This window comes from Bacteroides sp. f07, assembly GCF_042854785.1.
Taxonomy (GTDB): domain Bacteria; phylum Bacteroidota; class Bacteroidia; order Bacteroidales; family Bacteroidaceae; genus Bacteroides.
In genome coordinates, this window is record NZ_BAABXI010000001.1 from 1,110,869 (window position 1) to 1,128,545 (window position 17,677).

Sequence of the window (17,677 nt, forward strand, 5' to 3'; positions counted from 1 at the left end):
TTAATTCTTAAATTCCGGTATCAGTCGGATTTTTATCGGGAAATAGCGGGCTATAAAGAATTGTTTGTTTCAATACCTGCAACTTACCGTCTTTTACAAACTTCTCACCACGTTCTGCAAGATGTCCAACCATAGCTTGGCGGAGTTCCTCTAATTGACGTTTATATTTTTTGTCTGTTACGACATTTTTTAGTTCGTGAGGATCCTTTGAGAGGTCAAATAACTCCTCTGCTCCTGTGTGAAAACGCCAGACATATTTTATATTTCCATCGGTGAGTGCACACCAGTAATTATCAGGGCTATAACAAGTTGCATGCTCTAAATCAATATATTTCCTCCATTGGTCAGTTTTACCTTCCATCAAACGGAGCAAGGATTGGCCATCCATATCCTGTGGAACAGAACCACCGGCTATTTCGAGGAAAGTAGGTAATAAATCACGCAATTCTACCGGCTGGGTTATTTTGTTGCCTTTAATGAATTGATAACTTGCCGGCCATTTTACGATGTAGGGTATATGTACAGATCCTTCATAAGGATATGTTTTACGCCAGTGATGATGATCTCCTAACATATCACCATGGTCGGAAATATAGCAGATAAGTGCATTGTCATATATCCCTTTTTCTTTTAAAGTATTGATTACTTTGCCTATTTCTTCATCAATAAAAGTTACATTCGCGTAATAATGGCGGCGTGAATCTTTTGCGTATTCCTCGCCAAAGTTACCATAAGGAGCATCCTGTTTCACTTTTTGAGGATTCTTTAGTTGGGCATATGATTTGTTTTTACACCATTCTCCCACCCAGGGCTCGGGTATATTCCGATTGGCATATTCATCTAACAAACGTTGAGGTGGGTCATAGGGACTATGTGGACGCGCAAAAGAAATTTTTAAAAACAACGGTTGGTTGTTGATACTTTCATAATTACGAATCATTTCGCAAGCCATTTTTCCTGTCCATGCCGTGGGGTGTAACTGCTCCGGAAGTTTATAGGTAGCTGCTCCATGGTCATTCCAGCCAATATGGGTAGAATCAGGATTTAATCCCGGAGCTTGCATTTGAAACCATAACCGGTAATCGCTGATGAAATCGGGACTTTCTATACGTCCGCTTTCGTCTACCAATGTTCCCCGGAATCCATGAAGTGCTTTTTGTGGATACCAGTGCATTTTGCCAATACCAAAGCTATAGTAATTTAAGTCGCCCAACATACGCGGCATCTCATAACGATACTGCCTGGCTACTCTGCCATATCCTAGCATGCCGTGATGCCAGGGGGAGAGACCGGTTAATAACCCGGAACGTGCAGGTGTACTGCTAGGGGTGGAAGAATAACCGTTTGTAAAGAGTGTACCGTCTTCTGCCAATGCGTCCATATTCGGTGAAATGACAGAACTATTTCCCATACAGTTCATGGCATCTCCACGATGTTGGTCAGATACAATCAGGATAATATGAGGGCGTTCTAAAACTTGAGCAAAAACAAGTTGCGGAAAGATACAAATACCTGTGACCGCAAGTAAGGAGCTTTTTTTTGAAAATAGTGTTTTCATATTTTGAGGGGGTATTGTGTTTTCATTGTGACAAAAATACTATTTCTTTTTGAATAAAAGAAAAATAGCCACGTTTTTTACTTATAAGGAGAGTCTTGGATTAGTATATAAAAATAGTGACGCTATCCTCACGGGATACCGTCACTATTTGTTCATTATAGCGTTACTATCCTTACTGGATAGCGTCACTATCTTTTTTCCTTTAATAAAAACTCATCAATTGCCTTTTTGTAGGTTGCTTTATCGGCAGCCCCACGGAAAAGCTGTGGATCTCCTTTCATGGGGATGAATACGAACAATGGAATACTTGTTGCGTTGAACAGGGCTGCCAGTTCTTTCTGCTTATCCACATTTACTTTATAAATGATTATTTTCCCTGCGTATTCCTTTGCCAATTCTTTCATGATAGGAGCCGTCTGGCGACAAGGTCCGCACCAATCAGCGTATAAGTCGATGATGGCGGGCTTGTCACCTTTGTAATTCCACTCCTTTGATTTTTCATAATCGAAGACGTCTTTCAGAAACATTTCCTTGTTCATTACGACGACTTCACCGTTACCTGTTACCTCTTTTTTACTTTGATTGGTTTCTGCCTTATCATTGAAAGCGTATACAATTACGCTTATCATGACAAGTGCTACCACTGCTAATACTTTCTTCATTCGAAATCTTTATCTTTTTTATGTGTAATGCTTCTCGATAACCCCTTGTAGTTCGCTGCTGTGGATTACACCGGAATGTCTCCAAACTGCTTCTCCATCTTTGAACACTATAAACGTGGGCACGGCCTGTATGCGATATTTAGTTGCCAATTCTTCATGCTGGTCAACGTCTATCTTCACAATACGGGCTTTGTCACCTACGACCAATTTCAGCTCTTCCAGAACAGGTTTCATAGCTTTACACGGTCCACACCATTCTGCAAAGAAATCCACTAAAACGGGTACCGGTGACTTTATTAAATCTTCAAACTTTTCCATAATCTTTTCTTTCTTATAGTTAAATGGCAGTCATTGAAGACTGCAAATATAAATTCTATTTCATTAATATAACGGGAAAAAGCTGTTTTTGTTCACAAAATAGTAGTCTTGGGGATATTATCTTGTAGTGTAAAAGAGAGAATTTTGCATATCAAAAACAAAAGAATGGAATAATTGATGAGATGTATATGATGGAAGACTTCTTTTGATTGACGGGAAGTTGGAAAAGAAAAATGGATAATGAGTGACGATGTAAATTCATCTGTCTTCATTATCCATTTTTTATAAATATTTCTTCTGTTTATTCCGTAATGGTCAATTCATCAATGATATGGGATGCTCCCGCAAATTTATCTATGATAAAGAGCGTATAGCGAATATCAACACAGGCCGCACGTTGTGATGAGGGACGGAAAGCGATGTCACCCGTCAGTCCTTCAAAGTTACGGTCGAAAGCAGTTCCTACCAGTTGACCTTTACCGTTGAAAACCGGGCTGCCGGAGTTTCCTCCTGTATTGTCGGTGTTTACAATAAAGCAAACAGGCATTTCACCGTTTTTGCCATAGCGTCCATAATCTTTGGTTGCATATAACTCTTTCAGCTTTTGAGGTACTACAAATTCCCAGTTTCCTTGGTCTTCTTTCTCCATTACTCCTTTGAGAGTAGTGTGGGCATCATAGACAGCACCATCAAACGGCTCATAAGAAAGTACCTGACCGTATGTCAACCGTAAAGTGGAGTTTGCATCCGGATAAATAGGAATACCTTTTTCCTGCTTCATATCCATCATGCCTTTCACCCATACTTTGTGGGCGGCATTATAGTTTTGATTGGCTTCTTTCATGGCAATAGCCGTTTTCAATATTCCATCGGTAATGGAGTATTTGAATAGTACCATCCAGTCATAACTTATTTTGTATAGGCTCGGCTTTTTGATAAACTTCTCGAAATTTTTAGGATTACCGAAGATGGAATGTTCGAAACACTCGTCAACGAATGCGTCAATATTTCCTTTAAAACGGGAATTGATAATTTCAAAGATATTAATCCGTTGTTCTGCGGGAATATAACTGGCGTAGGTTTTCAGCATCTCTTTACCGACCATCTTTTCCACTTCCGGGAAAGGAACAGAGGCAAAGTATTTCTCACCCTCTTTTTTCAGTTTTTGGGTAGCTTCCTTTATTTTCTCTTTGTCTTTTGATTTCAAGGCTGCAACCATTTCCATTGTAGAAGGAATACGCATAAAATCGAGGGCGGTTACCAATGCTTCGTTTATTGCCTGTTGATGGTAGAGAGCGTCACGGCGGTGAGCCACGATAGAACGAATTTCATCGAAAGCTTTCTGATAAGAACCATCTCCCTTTTCGCGGCCACGTGCCAGAAGCTCTTCTTGTTGCTTACGTTTGGTATCTAATACGTTGAGACGTACCAGTCCTTCATTCATGCCGATGGCATTCTTCCAATAGTTGGCAGACGACGCATACTTGCTGGCATAATGAATACGTACGGCAGGGTCTTTCAGCATTTGTTCCATCAGTACCTTCTGACGGGCTCCGCGTACATGCTGACGCATGAAGTTGGTAGTCTGCATACGTTCTTCCACTTCATCGGAAATCATATATCTCCAGTTACGTCCGGGGAATCCCATAACAAAGGTGAAATCACCTTCCTGTACTCCGGCAAGGCTGATAGTGAGATGTTTCTTTACTTTCAAAGGAACATTGTCCTTTGAATATGCTGCAGGTTTTCCATCCTTGTCCGCGTAAATACGGAAAAGGGAAAAGTCACCCGTGTGACGCGGCCACATCCAGTTGTCGGTATCTGCTCCGAACTTACCAATGGAAGAAGGAGGAGCACCCACCATACGAATGTCGCTGTACACTGTCTTGACGAACATATAGTATTTGTTTCCGCCATAGAAGGCTTTTAGTTCCAACTTGGTTGCGGGAGTGACTTCTATATTTTCGGCCTTGGAAAAACGTTCCGCTACTTTGCTGAGATAACTTGGCGACAGGTAATTGACACCGTCTGGATCCGGGTCTTTCTTTAGCTGCTCGTTGACGTAATCAGTCACATCGAGAATCCGGTCGATGTATGTGACGGTCAGTCCCGGAGTAGGAAGCTCCGCATCGCGGTTCATAGCCCAAAAGCCCTCTGTCAGGTAATCATGCTCTACATTGCTGTGTTGCTGGATAGCTCCATAGCCGCAATGATGATTAGTCAGGACCAGCCCTTCGGAAGAGATGACTTCTCCCGTACATCCGCCGCCGAAGTGTACGACTGCATCTTTCAGGGAAAGACCGTTTGCGTTATATACCTCTTCGACAGGTATTTCCAGACCTAGTTCACGCATGGCAACTGCATTCTGTGTTTTCAGGTCAGTCAGCATCCACATACCTTCGTCGGCGTGGATGCTGAGAGTTGCCAATGAAAATATAGCAAATAGAATTTGTTTTCTCATTTATTCTACAATTGTCATTTCGTTAATCAGATGTCCGCAATTGCCTAATTTCTCAAGGATGAACAGGACATAGCGGATATCCAGGTTGATGCAACGTTGCAGGTTATTGTCAAAGTTGATGTCACCGCTCAATGATTCCCAGTTGCCGTCAAAAGCACAACCGATCAATTCTCCGTTTTCATTCAATACCGGGCTACCGGAGTTGCCACCGGTGATGTCGTTAGTAGACAGGAAGCAAACCGGCATATCACCGTTCGGCAAAGCATAACGTCCGTAATCTTTCTTTTCTATCAGTTCTTTCAGTTTGGCGGGTACTACAAATTCACGGTCTTCCGGGTTCTCTTTTTCAAGAATACCTTTGGTGGTAGTGTAATAGTTGTAGTGTACTCCGTCTTTCGGGTCATAAGGTTTCACGTTGCCGTAAGTCAGACGAATCGTAAAGTTAGCATCCGGATAAGAAGGTACGGGTAACTTCATGTTGCCAAGACCACGAATGTATGTCTTATGCAACAAAGCCAGTTCCTTATCCATATCTTTCAGTTGTGAAACGATTTGATCGAACAAGTCATATTTAGACTGGCAGTATTGTAAAGCAAGGTCGTTGTCTATAGCCTTTACTGTCGGCTTTTTGATAAACTTCTCAAAGTTTGCACGGTTGGCAAAGATGGAGTTATCGTACATGTCGTCGATAAACTTGTCATAATCACCTTTGTATTTCTGTTCGATAACCTTATAGATAGACGGACGCTGGTCAGCCGGAATCATTTCTGCATAAAGCGGGAACAGTGCTTTGGCTACTTTGCGGTCTACTTCATGGTCGTAGTCTTTATTGTGAATACCATCATATGTCTCTTTCAGAGCTTCTATGCGTACCTTAATTAAAGAATCATTCTTTTCTACCAGTGCTTCCCGTGTTTTAGATAACAGGGTGCTGCCGAATTCAATAGCTCCGAAGAACGTTTCCCTTAAGCAAGTGAACTGATAGTTGAGGGGAGCTGTTTTAGCTACCAGATCATCTATCTTCTTTACTACTTCCGCATATTCGGAATTGTTCTTTTCTTTGGCAAATTCAGCGAATTTAGCTTCCTGGGCAGCTTTTGTACCAAGTACATCGTTATCGATAATCGCTTTATTCATACCGATGGAGTTCTTCCAATAGTTGCTGGAACCGGCATACTTGTTGGCATACTGAATACGGATTTTGTCGCTGGCGTTCATTACTTCTTTCAGGACTGCCAAGCGGGCACCTCGGATACGAATACGCGGTTCGTTCTCTGATTCCATACGTTCTTTTACTTCCGATACGGTCAGATAGCGGCTTGTGCTTCCGGGAAATCCCATAATCATAGCGTAGTCTCCTTCGTTCAAACCTTTGATAGAGATAGGCAAATGTTTTTTCGTTTTCAGCGGTGTATTGGCGGCATTGTATTCTGCCGGTTCGCCGTTAGCGTCTGCATAGATACGGAACATGGAGAAGTCGCCCGTGTGGCGGGGCCACATCCAGTTGTCTGTTTCGCCACCGAATTTGCCGATAGAAGAAGGCGGTGCGGCAACCATACGTACGTCTGGGTATATCTTCTTATAAAACAGGTAGAATTTATTTCCGGCATAAAATGGAAGTGCTTGCGGCACAATGCCTTTTTTATCTTTCAAGTCGCTTTGGGAGTAAAGTTCTTCTGCCAGTTTCTGAAGGAACGCACCAGTGAACGATTCGGACTCTGTGATTTCTTTAGCGGCTATTTTAGCATTGACAATATCAGTAATGTCCTCAATGCGTTCGATAAATGTGAATTTCAGTCCCGGAGTGGGGAGTTCCTTATCTCTGGAAGTAGCCCAGAAACCATCTGTCAGATAATCATGTTCAACACTGCTATGTTGCTGGATAGAAGCATAACCACAGTGATGGTTTGTCAGGATCAAACCTTCAGGAGAGATGATTTCTCCCGTGCATCCGCCGCCGAATATGCCGACGGCATCCTTTAATGAAACGCCGTTCGGGTTATATAAGTCTTGGGCTTCCAGCTTCAAACCTTGTTTCTTCATCATATCTATAGAATGCTGTTGTTGCATCAATTGCAATAACCACATACCTTCATCCGCCTTGGCGGAACATACGATCAGCGCGGTCAGCGCCAATAAATAAAGTCTTAGTCTATTCATTAATTCAGTGATAAAAATTAAATATATGATTGTTAATATGTTCCAGTGTTTAATATTCTGCTTTGAATGTTCCACTTTTTAAGGCTTCCATAATATTTGCCGGCGGGCGTTGGTTCATCAATTCGTTTTTCATGAAGTCCATATATGGAGCTACATGCTTGAAGAACTGGTAGTATCCTTTGCAAAGATAATTCAAGCCGGGTTCGCCTTCTGATGTCTGGCTGAAACGGTTCTTCGGACATTCTCCGTTGCAGGCAAAGAGGAACTCACATTCTTTGCATTGAGTCGGGAGAGACTGGTATTTCATATTTCCGAAGTTATGTTGGCGTTCGCTGTGCATCATTTCCACGAGAGTCTGGCTGTAGATATTTCCCAGTTTATATTCGGGGAACACAAAATGGTCGCAGGAATAAACGTCTCCGTTAAATTCCATAACGCCGGCGTGTCCGCAGGTTTTTGCCATGGAGCATACACCGGGTTGCTCGCCCATCCAGTTGGCAAGTGTAGAATCAAATATTTGTATGTAGTAGTTGCCTACGTCTTCTTTTACCCATTCGTCGAAAAGAGTGCAAAGAAACTTCCCCCACTGTTCGGGAGTGATTGAGAAGTCAGCCAGTGTGCCTTCCTTGTTTTCGGCAAGAGAGGCGAGGTGACGCCCGTCTTGATGCGGAAGGATACGCTCTACAATGGGGGCAAACTGGATATAATGGCAATCTATTTCTTTGAAAAAGTGGTAGAAATCCAAAGGATAGTCGGCGTTGAAGTCATTAATGACAGCCATTGCGTTCCATTCCACTTTATGCTTTTTCAATAGATTGATTCCCTGCATCACCTTCACAAAAGAAGGTTTTCCCATCTTGTTCTTGCGGTATTCATCGTGGAACTCCTGCGGACCGTCGATTGAAACTCCTACCAGCCAGTTGTTGTCGTGAAAAAACTGACACCATTCATCGGTGAGCATTGTTCCGTTGGTCTGGATACAGTTGTCGATCGTACGTCCACGGGCATACTTCTTTTGCAGTTCCATTGCCTTTTTGTAGAAAGAGAGTGGACGCATCAGCGTTTCTCCTCCGTGCCAGGTGAAAAGCACCTGAGGCATGGTCTGTGAGTTAATGTACTCGTCGATGAACTTTTCGAGAAGTTCATCGCTCATTACGTGTTTCGGATTGTCTTTGTATAAGTTGGCCTTCTCCAGATAGTAGCAATAATCGCATGCAAGATTGCATACGGCACCTACTGGCTTTACCATCACATAAAGCGGTTTGGCAAAAGGGGCAAAAGTCGATGTTTTCATGACTACAAAATTAGATAAACTAAATGAAAAAAAGTCCCTTGTAGGTATGTTTATAAGGATTATTAAAGAAAAGAGTCTTACAAGATTTAAATATTGATAAAATGTTTCCTTGAAATCTGAATCAGTTGTACCTTTGCACTCAGAATTTTAATGAATAAATGAACGTGAATAAAATTTTGCCTTTTTTACTTTTGATTCCGTTTCTGACTTCTTGCACCAGCAAGTACAAGATTGAAGGAACATCTTCAGTGAATAGTCTGGATGGAAAAATGTTGTATCTCAAATCCCTGAACGATGGTGAATGGATAAAGCTGGATTCTGCCGAAGTGGTACACGGCCTGTTCTCAATGAAAGGGAAAATAGACTCAGTACAGATGGTGACGCTTTACATGGATAATGAAAGCATTATGCCAATAGTGCTGGAAAATGGCAAAATCAAGGTTACTATCAGCAATACAGACCTGAAAGCAATGGGCACTCCTTTGAATGCAGCATTGTATGAGTTTATCGACAAAAGAAATCGGTTGGAAGAAAGCATAAGTGAATTGGAACAGAGAGAAACCCGCATGGTAATGGACGGTGGTGACTTGGAGGAAATACATTCACAGTTGATAGTAGAAGGAGATTCACTGATGAAAGAAATGAATCAATACGTAAAAAACTTTATTTCAACAAATTATGAAAATGTGTTGGGGCCAAGTGTATTTATGATGCTTTGCAGCTCTTTACCATATCCAGTTATGACTCCTCAGATAGATGATATTATAAAAGATGCTCCATATTCTTTTAAAAGTAATAAACTTGTGCGGGAATTTCTTTCCAAAGCGAGAGAGAATATGAAATTGATAGAAGAACATCAACGATTGGAACAAAATACTACAACCAATAAGTAACCCTTGAGCCTTTTGGATGTGTTTTGTGTGGCAGAACCGACTAAAAAGAAAACGGCATTTATCAAAATAGCCGTTTTCTTTTTAGTCGGTTCTGTCTGATTAATAGAGTGTCAATTGAGGAGTCCGTATTGGTACTACCTATCTTGATCTTCGTTTTTCACCATGCCTTTATATTTCTCGGGAAGTGCGCTTTCAACCGCGGCATAGGCTTCCGTCATAGTTGCTTTGATATTCTCCATACCTTTTCCCTTAGGCGGAATAGGGTCATGAATTGTCAGAATCATGCGGTGGCGGTGTATCCACTTGCCTGTACGCGGCAGAATTTCAAAAGAACCGTCAATAGTGACAGGAACCACTGCCAACTGTAAATCGTCAGCCAACTGGAAAGCTCCTTTTTTGAAATACCCCATATGTCCTGTGAAAGTACGTGCCCCTTCCGGGAAAACTACTAACGAAACTCCGTCTTTCAAAGACTCTTTGGCTTGCCGGATAGTCTCCAATACTTTTTTGGGACCGGAACGGTCAACAAAAATATGCCCTGCACTTTCACAAGCCTTTCCGACGAACGGCAGTTTGCGCAGGCTCTTTTTCATCATCCACTTAAAGTTTCTTCCAATGAACCCATAGATAAGGAATATGTCGAATGAACCTTGATGATTAGGAACGAAAATATAGGAAGTCTTGTCATGCAGTTTCTCACGCCCGTGAATCTTTACGGGAATCAACAGGAAAAGACAAATTAATTGTGACCATATCTTTCCCGGATAATATCCCCAGAAGTGGGCTCCACCCAAGAGGGAACCTGCTATAGTGACGATTGCCGTGAGGATAGTCAACACTAATAAAATAGGCAAAGCAATGCAAATCTGATAAATATAATAAAGTATCTTCATAGGGCTGGATTTTAATGTTGCAAATATACATGATTATTGGTAAAAAAGGGATGCAGATGCCATATAATCTTTTTGATTGTATTATTTTTGCTTCTTTAAAGATGAATACAAAATTATGATACGTATATTACATACCGCTGACTGGCATTTGGGACAAACTTTCTTCGGCTATGACCGTACTGAAGAACACGAAGCATTTCTGAATTGGCTGGCAGAAGAAATTTGTCGGAAAGAGATTGATGTATTGATTATAGCCGGGGATGTTTTTGATGTCTCCAATCCTTCGGCTGCATCCCAAAGTATGTATTACCGTTTTATTTACCGGGTGACGGCTGAGAATCCGAACCTGCAAATAGTGATTGTTGCCGGTAACCATGATTCGGCGGTACGTCTGGAAGCTCCTCTGCCTTTATTGCAGGCTATGAGGACAGAAGTCAGAGGAGTAGTGCGCAAACTGGAAGGCGGAGAAATAGATTACGATCATCTGTGCGTGGAACTGAAAAACCGGATGGGGGAAGTTGAATTGCTTTGCATGGCTGTCCCTTTCTTGCGGCAAGGAGATTATCCGGCAGTGCGGACGGAAGGCAATCAGTATGCGGAAGGAGTACGTGAACTTTATACGCAGCTCTTGCAAAGGTTGTGGAAGAGGAGAAAAGCAAATCAGTCGATTCTTGCCATCGGCCATTTGCAGGCTACCGGTTCGGAGATTGCAGAGAAAGATTATAGTGAACGTACGGTAATTGGAGGTTTGGAATGTGTGTCGCCGGATGCGTTTTCTGAACAGATAGCCTATACGGCATTGGGGCATATTCATAAAGCCCAGCGGGTATCCGGCCGGGAGAATGTACGTTATGCAGGAAGCCCTATCCCGATGTCTTTTGCGGAGAAGCATTATCGTCATGGAGTGGTGATGGTGACTTTTGATGATGGTTGTGCGGTAGGTATTGAACGGCTCGAATGTCCGAAGTCAATACCTTTGGTAAGCGTGCCGGGTGGAAAACCGGCATTGCCGGAAGTTGTGCTGGAAGCATTGAAAGAACTGCCGGCAGTAGAGGGCATGGCTCCTTATCTGGAAGTAAAAGTATTGTTGGAAGAGCCGGAACCTATGCTCCGACAGGAAATAGAGGAGGCACTGGCAGATAAAAACTACCGGTTGGCACGTATTGTTTCCACTTATCGTGGTGATGAGGGAAGTATAGAAAAAGAGGAGGCGGATTGGAAAAGAGGACTGCATGAGATGTCTCCCTTACAGATTGCACAATCTGCATTTGAGAAGATTTATCAGGCGGAAATGCCGGAAGAGTTGACCGAACTGTTTCAAGAAGCCTATTTGGCTGCCACCCGTAAAGAAGAGGAGAATGAAGGATGAAAATATTAGCTATACGATTAAAGAATTTGACCTCGATAGAGGGAGTTGTGGAAGTCGATTTTACATCAGAACCGTTACAATCTGCGGGAATATTTGCTATCTCGGGGGCTACAGGGGCGGGTAAATCTACTTTGTTGGACGCACTGTGTCTGGCATTATATGATAAAGCGCCCCGTTTTGCCGTTTCGGTAGAAAGTGTAAATTTGGCAGACGTAGGAGATAATCAGATAAACCAGTCCGATGTCAGGAATCTGCTGCGCCGCGGAACGGGTGACGGCTATGCGGAGGTTGATTTTTTAGGGATAGACGGTCATCGTTACCGTTCTCATTGGTCGGTGAGACGGACAAGAAATAAGGTGAGCGGTTCTTTGCAACCACAGGCATTGGAAGTGAAAGACTTGGACACGGAGAAAGAGTTTCAAGGTACTAAGAAAGAACTGTTGGCTCAATTGGTCGAGTTAATCGGTCTGACGTATGAGCAGTTTACCCGTACCGTACTGCTGGCTCAGAATGATTTTGCCACCTTTTTGAAGTCGAAAGGAGCTGCAAAAGCAGAATTGCTTGAAAAACTGACGGGGACAGCCGTTTATTCGCAAATCTCTCAAGAGATATTTGCTCGGAATAAGGCGGCACAGGAAGAGGTCGCTTTGATTCATAATAGAATGAGTGTGATTGAACTGATACCGGAAGAAGAATTGCTTGCCTTACAGAAAGAAAAAAAAATATTGGTTGAAAAGCGTGCTGCGGGGATTAAATTGCTGGCAGAGCAGAATACGCAACTAAATGTTGTCCGTTCATTAAAAATGCAGGAGGAACTTCGGAAGAAGAAACAAACAGAAGAACAAGGGAAGCAGGTGAAGTTGAAAGGGGCTATGGAAAGGCTTGTTTCACAAGAAGAAGGGCTGTTGCATTTTAAGGCTCAATGGGAAGCTATACAACCGGATTTGAAGAAAGCGCGTCAGTTGGATGTGCAGATACAATCGCAGCAAGACGGATATGTACAGGCGAAACAGATGTTACAAGCAGCCTGCGACCAAGTGACCGGACAAGAGAAGAAGATGCGGACGGCTACGGAACACTTGCAATCATCTTATCAGTCCTTGAATCGCTTGTTGAATCATACAGGAGTGGAAGAGCCTTTGCAACTTGAACAAGTGGAAATAATCTTGCGGCAGGAAGAAGAAAAATTAACTATTGGAATAAAGGCAAACGAAGAACGCTTGGAGCGATTAAATTCTTTTGGTTATCCGTCATTGGCGGAAGAGCAGGTGAAGTTGCAGAAAGAATGGACGCGTCAGCAGAATATCCGGCAACTTACTGAAACGAAGGCAAAAGCGAAAACAGAAATTGAAAGATTAGAGAAAGAGACGGCAGGTTGTTTAAAGCAACTGGCAGAGCAAGAGAGTACGTTAAAAACTGTTCAGCGGCTTTATGAAAATGCACGTATGGCAGTTGGGAGAGATGTGAAGGCTTTGCGTCAGCAATTGCAGGAAGGTGAAGCTTGTCCGGTTTGTGGCAGTACATCGCATCCTTATCATCGGGAGCAAGGGGTAGTGGATACTCTTTTCCGGAATATTGAACAGGAATATAATGTGGCGGCAACGGCTTGCCAGCAGATAAACAATCGGACTATCGCTTTACAACGTGATTTGGCACATCAAAAGACAATTGAAAGGCAGGTGTGCGAACAATTGGCTGTATTACAGAAAGAAGGTTTTGACGCGGGCAGCGAAGAACAGATACGGCATCGCCTGGAAGAACTGGCAAAGCTGATTCTGGAATATCGCGGTCTTTATGCGGAATGGCAACACAGTGACGAAGCGGTTAAAAAGATGCGTGCTCATTGTGAGGCTCTGCGTGAAAATGTCTCTTTCTGCCGTTTGGCAATGCAGAAAGTCTCGTCTGCCAAGGAGCAATTGGCTACTTTGCAAAATGTAGCTAATTCCGAGCAGAAACGATTTGCTACAATAGAGAAAACATTGGATGCTCTTCGTCAAGAACGTTCGGTCTTGTTAAAAGGAAAGAGTGCGGACGAAGCGGAAGCAGCCGTGGCGAGAAAGGAGAAAGAACTGAACCTTGCTTTGGATCAAGCACGTAAAGAAGTAGAAACTGTGCAAAACTGTCTTTCAGGCTTGCATGGAGAAATGAAACAGATTGCTTTGGCTGTTGAAGAGTTACAAGAACAATGTAAACAGATTGAATTTCCCGAACAACTTCCTGAAACGATCAGGAAGCAACAGGAAGAAAATCTGAATACGGAACGAAGTCTTTCTACTATTGAAGCCCGTTTGCTGCAACAGGTCAAGAATAAGGCAACGGTGGAAATGATTGCTAAAGAACTGGTGGAGAAACAATCAGTTGCCGAGCGATGGGCGAAACTTAATAAGCTGATTGGAAGTGCAGACGGAGCGAAGTTTAAGATTATCGCGCAAAGTTATACTTTGAATCTGCTGCTGCTTCATGCCAACAAGCATTTGTCTTACCTTTCTAAACGCTATAAATTGCAGCAGGTTCCCGGTACGTTGGCGCTTCAGGTCATTGACTGTGATATGTGCGATGAGGTGCGGACTGTTTATTCCCTTTCCGGGGGCGAATCATTCTTGATTTCCCTGGCATTGGCTTTAGGACTGTCTTCTTTATCCAGTAATAATCTGAAAGTGGAATCCCTTTTTATTGATGAAGGATTCGGCTCTTTGGATGCGGAAAGCCTGCGGACAGCTATGGAAGCTTTGGAACAACTGCAAATGCAGGGAAGAAAGATTGGAGTCATTTCTCATGTACAAGAAATGAGTGAACGGATTTCCGTCCAGGTGCAGGTACATAAGAAAGTGAATGGGAAAAGTGTGCTTACCGTCGTAGGGTAAGCACCGTTATTTCCGGCCATGCGCCGAAGCGGAAAGGTAATCCTACATAACCGATCCCTACATTGACATATAAACCGCGTGTACCTTCCAGATACATTCCACCCCATTCGGGGTAGATATAAACGGAAGGAGAATAGTCTCCGAATTGAAGTTGCATGGCATGGGTATGCCCTGCCAGCATTAAGTCTACGTTCGATTTGGGAAGTACTTCCCGTCTCCAATGCGTAGGGTTGTGGCTTAGCAATATTTGAAACATGTCTTCAGTACCGGCCTTTGCTCCGGCGAGATCACCGTGTTGGGAGAAAGGCGGTTCGCCTTCGTTTTCGACTCCGATGAGTGCGATGCTGTCATTCCCTTGAATCAGGAATGTATGTGAGTTATTTAGTAATTTCCATCCCATAGCTGCCTGCCTTTGCTCTAAGTCAATCAGATTGTCATCCTGTTCCTGCTTGTTTTTCCAACGAAAGTAGGGGCCATAATCGTGGTTTCCCAATATGGAATAAACACCGTCTTTGGCTTTCAACCGTGCGAGAATCTCTTGAAAACCATCTAACTCCACCGCACGGTGGTTTACCAAGTCTCCGGTGAAGACGATAAGGTCAGGCTGTTGGGCGTTCACCAGATTCACCATTCTTTCGATAGCGGAAGCATTTCCTATCCAGCTACCGATATGCAAGTCCGAAAGCTGTACAATACGGTATCCGTCAAAGGCTTGGGGAAGTCGGGAAGAGGAGTAGGTGACTTCTTTGACTTCAAATCGGCTCCGTCCGATGAAAGAGCCGTAGAGAATCATGAAAATACTGAGGACGGCTAATGTTAATCCAGTACATATGAACGGGGTACGTGGCATCCGGAGCCATTTATGGAAAGGTATTCCGACAACGGTGCAGAGAGCCAATAATAGTTTGGGAGCTGCAAACAGGAAAAAGAAGATGGAGAACCATCCGATATCCCGTGTATGGCTTTCGGAAAACGGATTGTTGGCGAAAAACACCAGGTATAGCAACCCCGCAATTAAAAGGACACTCGGTAGCCAATAGAGGATTCGCAACCACCGCTTTGCTGTGAGCTGAACGATAAACCGGAGATACAGGTAAATATCCGGTAGAATCAGTACTAATAACAGGAATATGAATAAGCGTTGTAACATGCTGACTTTTTAGTTAGTATATTTTAGATTGTATTTTCTATATCAGTTCATTTAATTCACTTAGGTTCTTTTTGATTTCATGGATGCGGTTCAAGAACTTCTTACGATAAATCCATAGGATCAGTCCGAGTCCGCCACCCCATAACAGGAAGAAAAAGAGCATCATCCCTATTCCGTATTGCCACACTTGCCAGTAGATAAATGAAAGTATGGCCAGTATCAGAAGAAAAGCAATGGCAAACAACCGTTCTCTGATAGTCCACCGATGAATACGGTTGACACGTCCTACCACTTCTACAAGAGGCATTTCGTCTATTTGAGTCCGTTGGAGAAAACGGGTGGTGATGATGTCCCAGCAAAGTGCCGGAATCCAGGCAAGGAGAATGATGATATAGATCGGATTCAACCGGTTATGTAACAGTACTTCCGCTAAAAACAAGATTAATACCGGCAGGGAAATCAGGATCAGCTTGATATTCAGGCTGGCAATAGCATGGATACCTTTGTCGGCATGTGCTATCAGCTTCGAAAGTTCTTCTTCCTTGATAAGCTCCTTGTCTTTTAAGTGCTCATCAAGTACATTCCAGGATTTTTTCAGTTCTTCCAGTTCCATATATCTTATTCCTCCTTTTTCATTCTTTTAAGTTTGTCCTTGATACGACTTAGCTTGGTCGCTACGTTCGTCACGGTTAGTCCGGTGATTTCTGCGATTTCCTCATAGCTTTTATCTTCGAGATAGAGTAGGATAATTGATTTATCGAGTTGTCCCAATTGGTTAATCATCCGGTAGAGCTGCCTCAGCATTTCATTGAGCGGATCGTGAGCTTCGACTGTCCAGTCTATTTCCTGGGTAAGGCTGACTATTTCCGGTACATTCTTTTCTTTTCGATAGAAGCTGATACAGGTGTTGAGGGAAATGCGGTAAATCCATGTAGAGATTTTACATTCTTTTCTAAATTTAGGAAAAGCTTTCCAAAGGTTCAGTATCACGTCCTGATAGAGATCATTGAGCGGAGCGTTGGGATTGGCATACAGATAGCACACTTTGTAGATAACCCGCTCGTATTCGCGGATGACCGACAAGAACTCTTGCTCAATAGGGTTATTTGCCTCTGTTGTTCGTTCTCTCATGGAGTCTATAATTGCTATTGTAAATTGGCTGCCAGGAATTTACGGATTTCTTCTACACTTTTTTCCCGGCGGCGGGCGTAATCTTCGAGCTGGTCTTCTCCAATCTTTCCGACAGAGAAGTACTCGGCAGCCGGGTGAGCGAACATAAGTCCGCAAACGGAAGCATGAGGATACATGGCTCCGTTTTCAGTCAGCGAAATGCCTATCTGTTTCATGTCCAGCAGTTCGTCCAGCAGGAAGTTGACGGATTGATCGGGCAAAGAAGGATAACCGACTGCAGGGCGGATGCCTTGATATTTCTCAACTAATAAATCTGCTATACCTAAGTTCTCGTCTTTAGCGTAACCCCATGCTTCTTTACGTACGTATTCGTGCATTTTCTCCGTAGCTGCTTCTGCAAGGCGGTCGGAGAGGGTTTGTACAAGTAAATGTTTATAAGGATCCTGTTCATACAATCCTTCCATATCTGCGTCGATGGAAGAGGCAAAAGCGCCGATGATATCCGGGATACCGGAAGATAGCGGGCGAATGAAGTCGCTCAGGCAAACGAAAGGACTGCCGTCTCTTTTAGGTGTTTGCTGGCGAAGCAAGGGAAAGGTGATGAATTGGTCTTTTCCCTTTTCAATCAGCAGATTATCTCCGTCGGAATTAGCCTTGCAGAGTTTGAAAATTGTTTTCACTTCATAGTCCCGGTCGAGCGAGTCCAGCATCCGGTTCGCTTCTTTGAATAGCTGCATGGCTTCGGAAGCTTTGCTGCGTTCTTCTTCAGGGAAGGTGGTCAGCCACAAAGCACGGCAGGAATCGCATCCGTGAATGTTGGCGATAGCTGCGAAACGCGGCTGAAAACCCCACGCGTGGAAAAAGTAAATCCAGTTGATGTAAGGGCTGACAGAATGTATTTTGTAGGATAAAACAGTACTCATA

Annotated in this window: 14 protein-coding genes; 3 read left to right on the forward strand and 11 right to left on the reverse strand. The window is 43.2% G+C overall.

What is annotated here, in order from left to right; translation table 11 throughout:
• Positions 1–7: 7 nt before the first annotated feature.
• The 6 genes from ACGHVY_RS04390 to ACGHVY_RS04415 form a co-directional block, all read right to left on the reverse strand.
• Positions 8–1,558 carry an arylsulfatase gene (locus tag ACGHVY_RS04390; RefSeq protein WP_390597396.1) on the reverse strand — a complete coding sequence of 517 codons (1,551 nt, stop codon included), beginning with the start codon at positions 1,556–1,558 and terminating at the stop codon, positions 8–10.
• Between the two features lie 188 nt (positions 1,559–1,746).
• Positions 1,747–2,220 (reverse strand): thioredoxin domain-containing protein, encoded by a 474-nt coding sequence (locus tag ACGHVY_RS04395; RefSeq protein WP_390597397.1) that lies wholly within the window; start codon positions 2,218–2,220, stop codon positions 1,747–1,749.
• A gap of 18 nt (positions 2,221–2,238) precedes the next feature.
• Complete coding sequence (trxA, locus tag ACGHVY_RS04400) at positions 2,239–2,538, reverse strand: thioredoxin (protein WP_022139528.1); 300 nt, start codon at positions 2,536–2,538, stop codon at positions 2,239–2,241.
• A gap of 301 nt (positions 2,539–2,839) precedes the next feature.
• The gene (locus ACGHVY_RS04405) at positions 2,840–4,999 is read right to left on the reverse strand and encodes a S46 family peptidase (RefSeq protein ID WP_390597399.1); all 2,160 of its coding nucleotides are present in this window, start codon (positions 4,997–4,999) and stop codon (positions 2,840–2,842) included.
• A complete protein-coding gene (locus ACGHVY_RS04410; RefSeq protein ID WP_390597401.1) occupies positions 5,000–7,159 on the reverse strand; it encodes a S46 family peptidase in 2,160 nt (719 codons plus the stop codon).
• A gap of 49 nt (positions 7,160–7,208) precedes the next feature.
• A complete protein-coding gene (locus tag ACGHVY_RS04415) occupies positions 7,209–8,453 on the reverse strand; it encodes an anaerobic sulfatase-maturation protein (protein ID WP_308746725.1) in 1,245 nt (414 codons plus the stop codon).
• Positions 8,454–8,611: 158 nt separating this feature from the next.
• Between ACGHVY_RS04415 and ACGHVY_RS04420 the strand changes: the two genes are divergently transcribed.
• Positions 8,612–9,346, forward strand: coding sequence for a DUF4369 domain-containing protein (locus tag ACGHVY_RS04420; RefSeq protein ID WP_390597402.1), 735 nt, complete (start codon positions 8,612–8,614; stop codon positions 9,344–9,346).
• A gap of 134 nt (positions 9,347–9,480) precedes the next feature.
• On the opposite strand, the gene ACGHVY_RS04425 is transcribed toward ACGHVY_RS04420, so the two are convergent.
• Positions 9,481–10,239, reverse strand: coding sequence for a lysophospholipid acyltransferase family protein (locus ACGHVY_RS04425; protein WP_308746723.1), 759 nt, complete (start codon positions 10,237–10,239; stop codon positions 9,481–9,483).
• A 115-nt stretch (positions 10,240–10,354) separates the two neighbouring features.
• Between ACGHVY_RS04425 and ACGHVY_RS04430 the strand changes: the two genes are divergently transcribed.
• The gene (locus ACGHVY_RS04430; RefSeq protein ID WP_390597404.1) at positions 10,355–11,608 is read left to right on the forward strand and encodes an exonuclease SbcCD subunit D; all 1,254 of its coding nucleotides are present in this window, start codon (positions 10,355–10,357) and stop codon (positions 11,606–11,608) included.
• The gene (locus ACGHVY_RS04435) at positions 11,605–14,472 is read left to right on the forward strand and encodes an AAA family ATPase (protein ID WP_390597406.1); all 2,868 of its coding nucleotides are present in this window, start codon (positions 11,605–11,607) and stop codon (positions 14,470–14,472) included. The genes ACGHVY_RS04430 and ACGHVY_RS04435 overlap by 4 nt, the downstream gene beginning before the upstream one ends.
• On the opposite strand, the gene ACGHVY_RS04440 is transcribed toward ACGHVY_RS04435, so the two are convergent.
• Genes ACGHVY_RS04440 through ACGHVY_RS04455 form a run of 4 tightly spaced genes read right to left on the reverse strand, consistent with a single transcriptional unit; the run spans position 14,456 to position 17,676 of the window.
• A complete protein-coding gene (locus ACGHVY_RS04440) occupies positions 14,456–15,622 on the reverse strand; it encodes a metallophosphoesterase (protein ID WP_308746720.1) in 1,167 nt (388 codons plus the stop codon). The two genes, ACGHVY_RS04435 and ACGHVY_RS04440, sit on opposite strands and share 17 nt — an antisense overlap.
• A 37-nt stretch (positions 15,623–15,659) precedes the next feature.
• Positions 15,660–16,235 carry a hypothetical protein gene (locus tag ACGHVY_RS04445; protein WP_308746719.1) on the reverse strand — a complete coding sequence of 192 codons (576 nt, stop codon included), beginning with the start codon at positions 16,233–16,235 and terminating at the stop codon, positions 15,660–15,662.
• A gap of 5 nt (positions 16,236–16,240) precedes the next feature.
• Positions 16,241–16,753 carry a sigma-70 family RNA polymerase sigma factor gene (locus ACGHVY_RS04450; RefSeq protein ID WP_308746718.1) on the reverse strand — a complete coding sequence of 171 codons (513 nt, stop codon included), beginning with the start codon at positions 16,751–16,753 and terminating at the stop codon, positions 16,241–16,243.
• A gap of 14 nt (positions 16,754–16,767) precedes the next feature.
• The gene (locus tag ACGHVY_RS04455) at positions 16,768–17,676 is read right to left on the reverse strand and encodes a vitamin B12 dependent-methionine synthase activation domain-containing protein (protein WP_390597408.1); all 909 of its coding nucleotides are present in this window, start codon (positions 17,674–17,676) and stop codon (positions 16,768–16,770) included.
• Position 17,677: the final 1 nt, after the last annotated feature.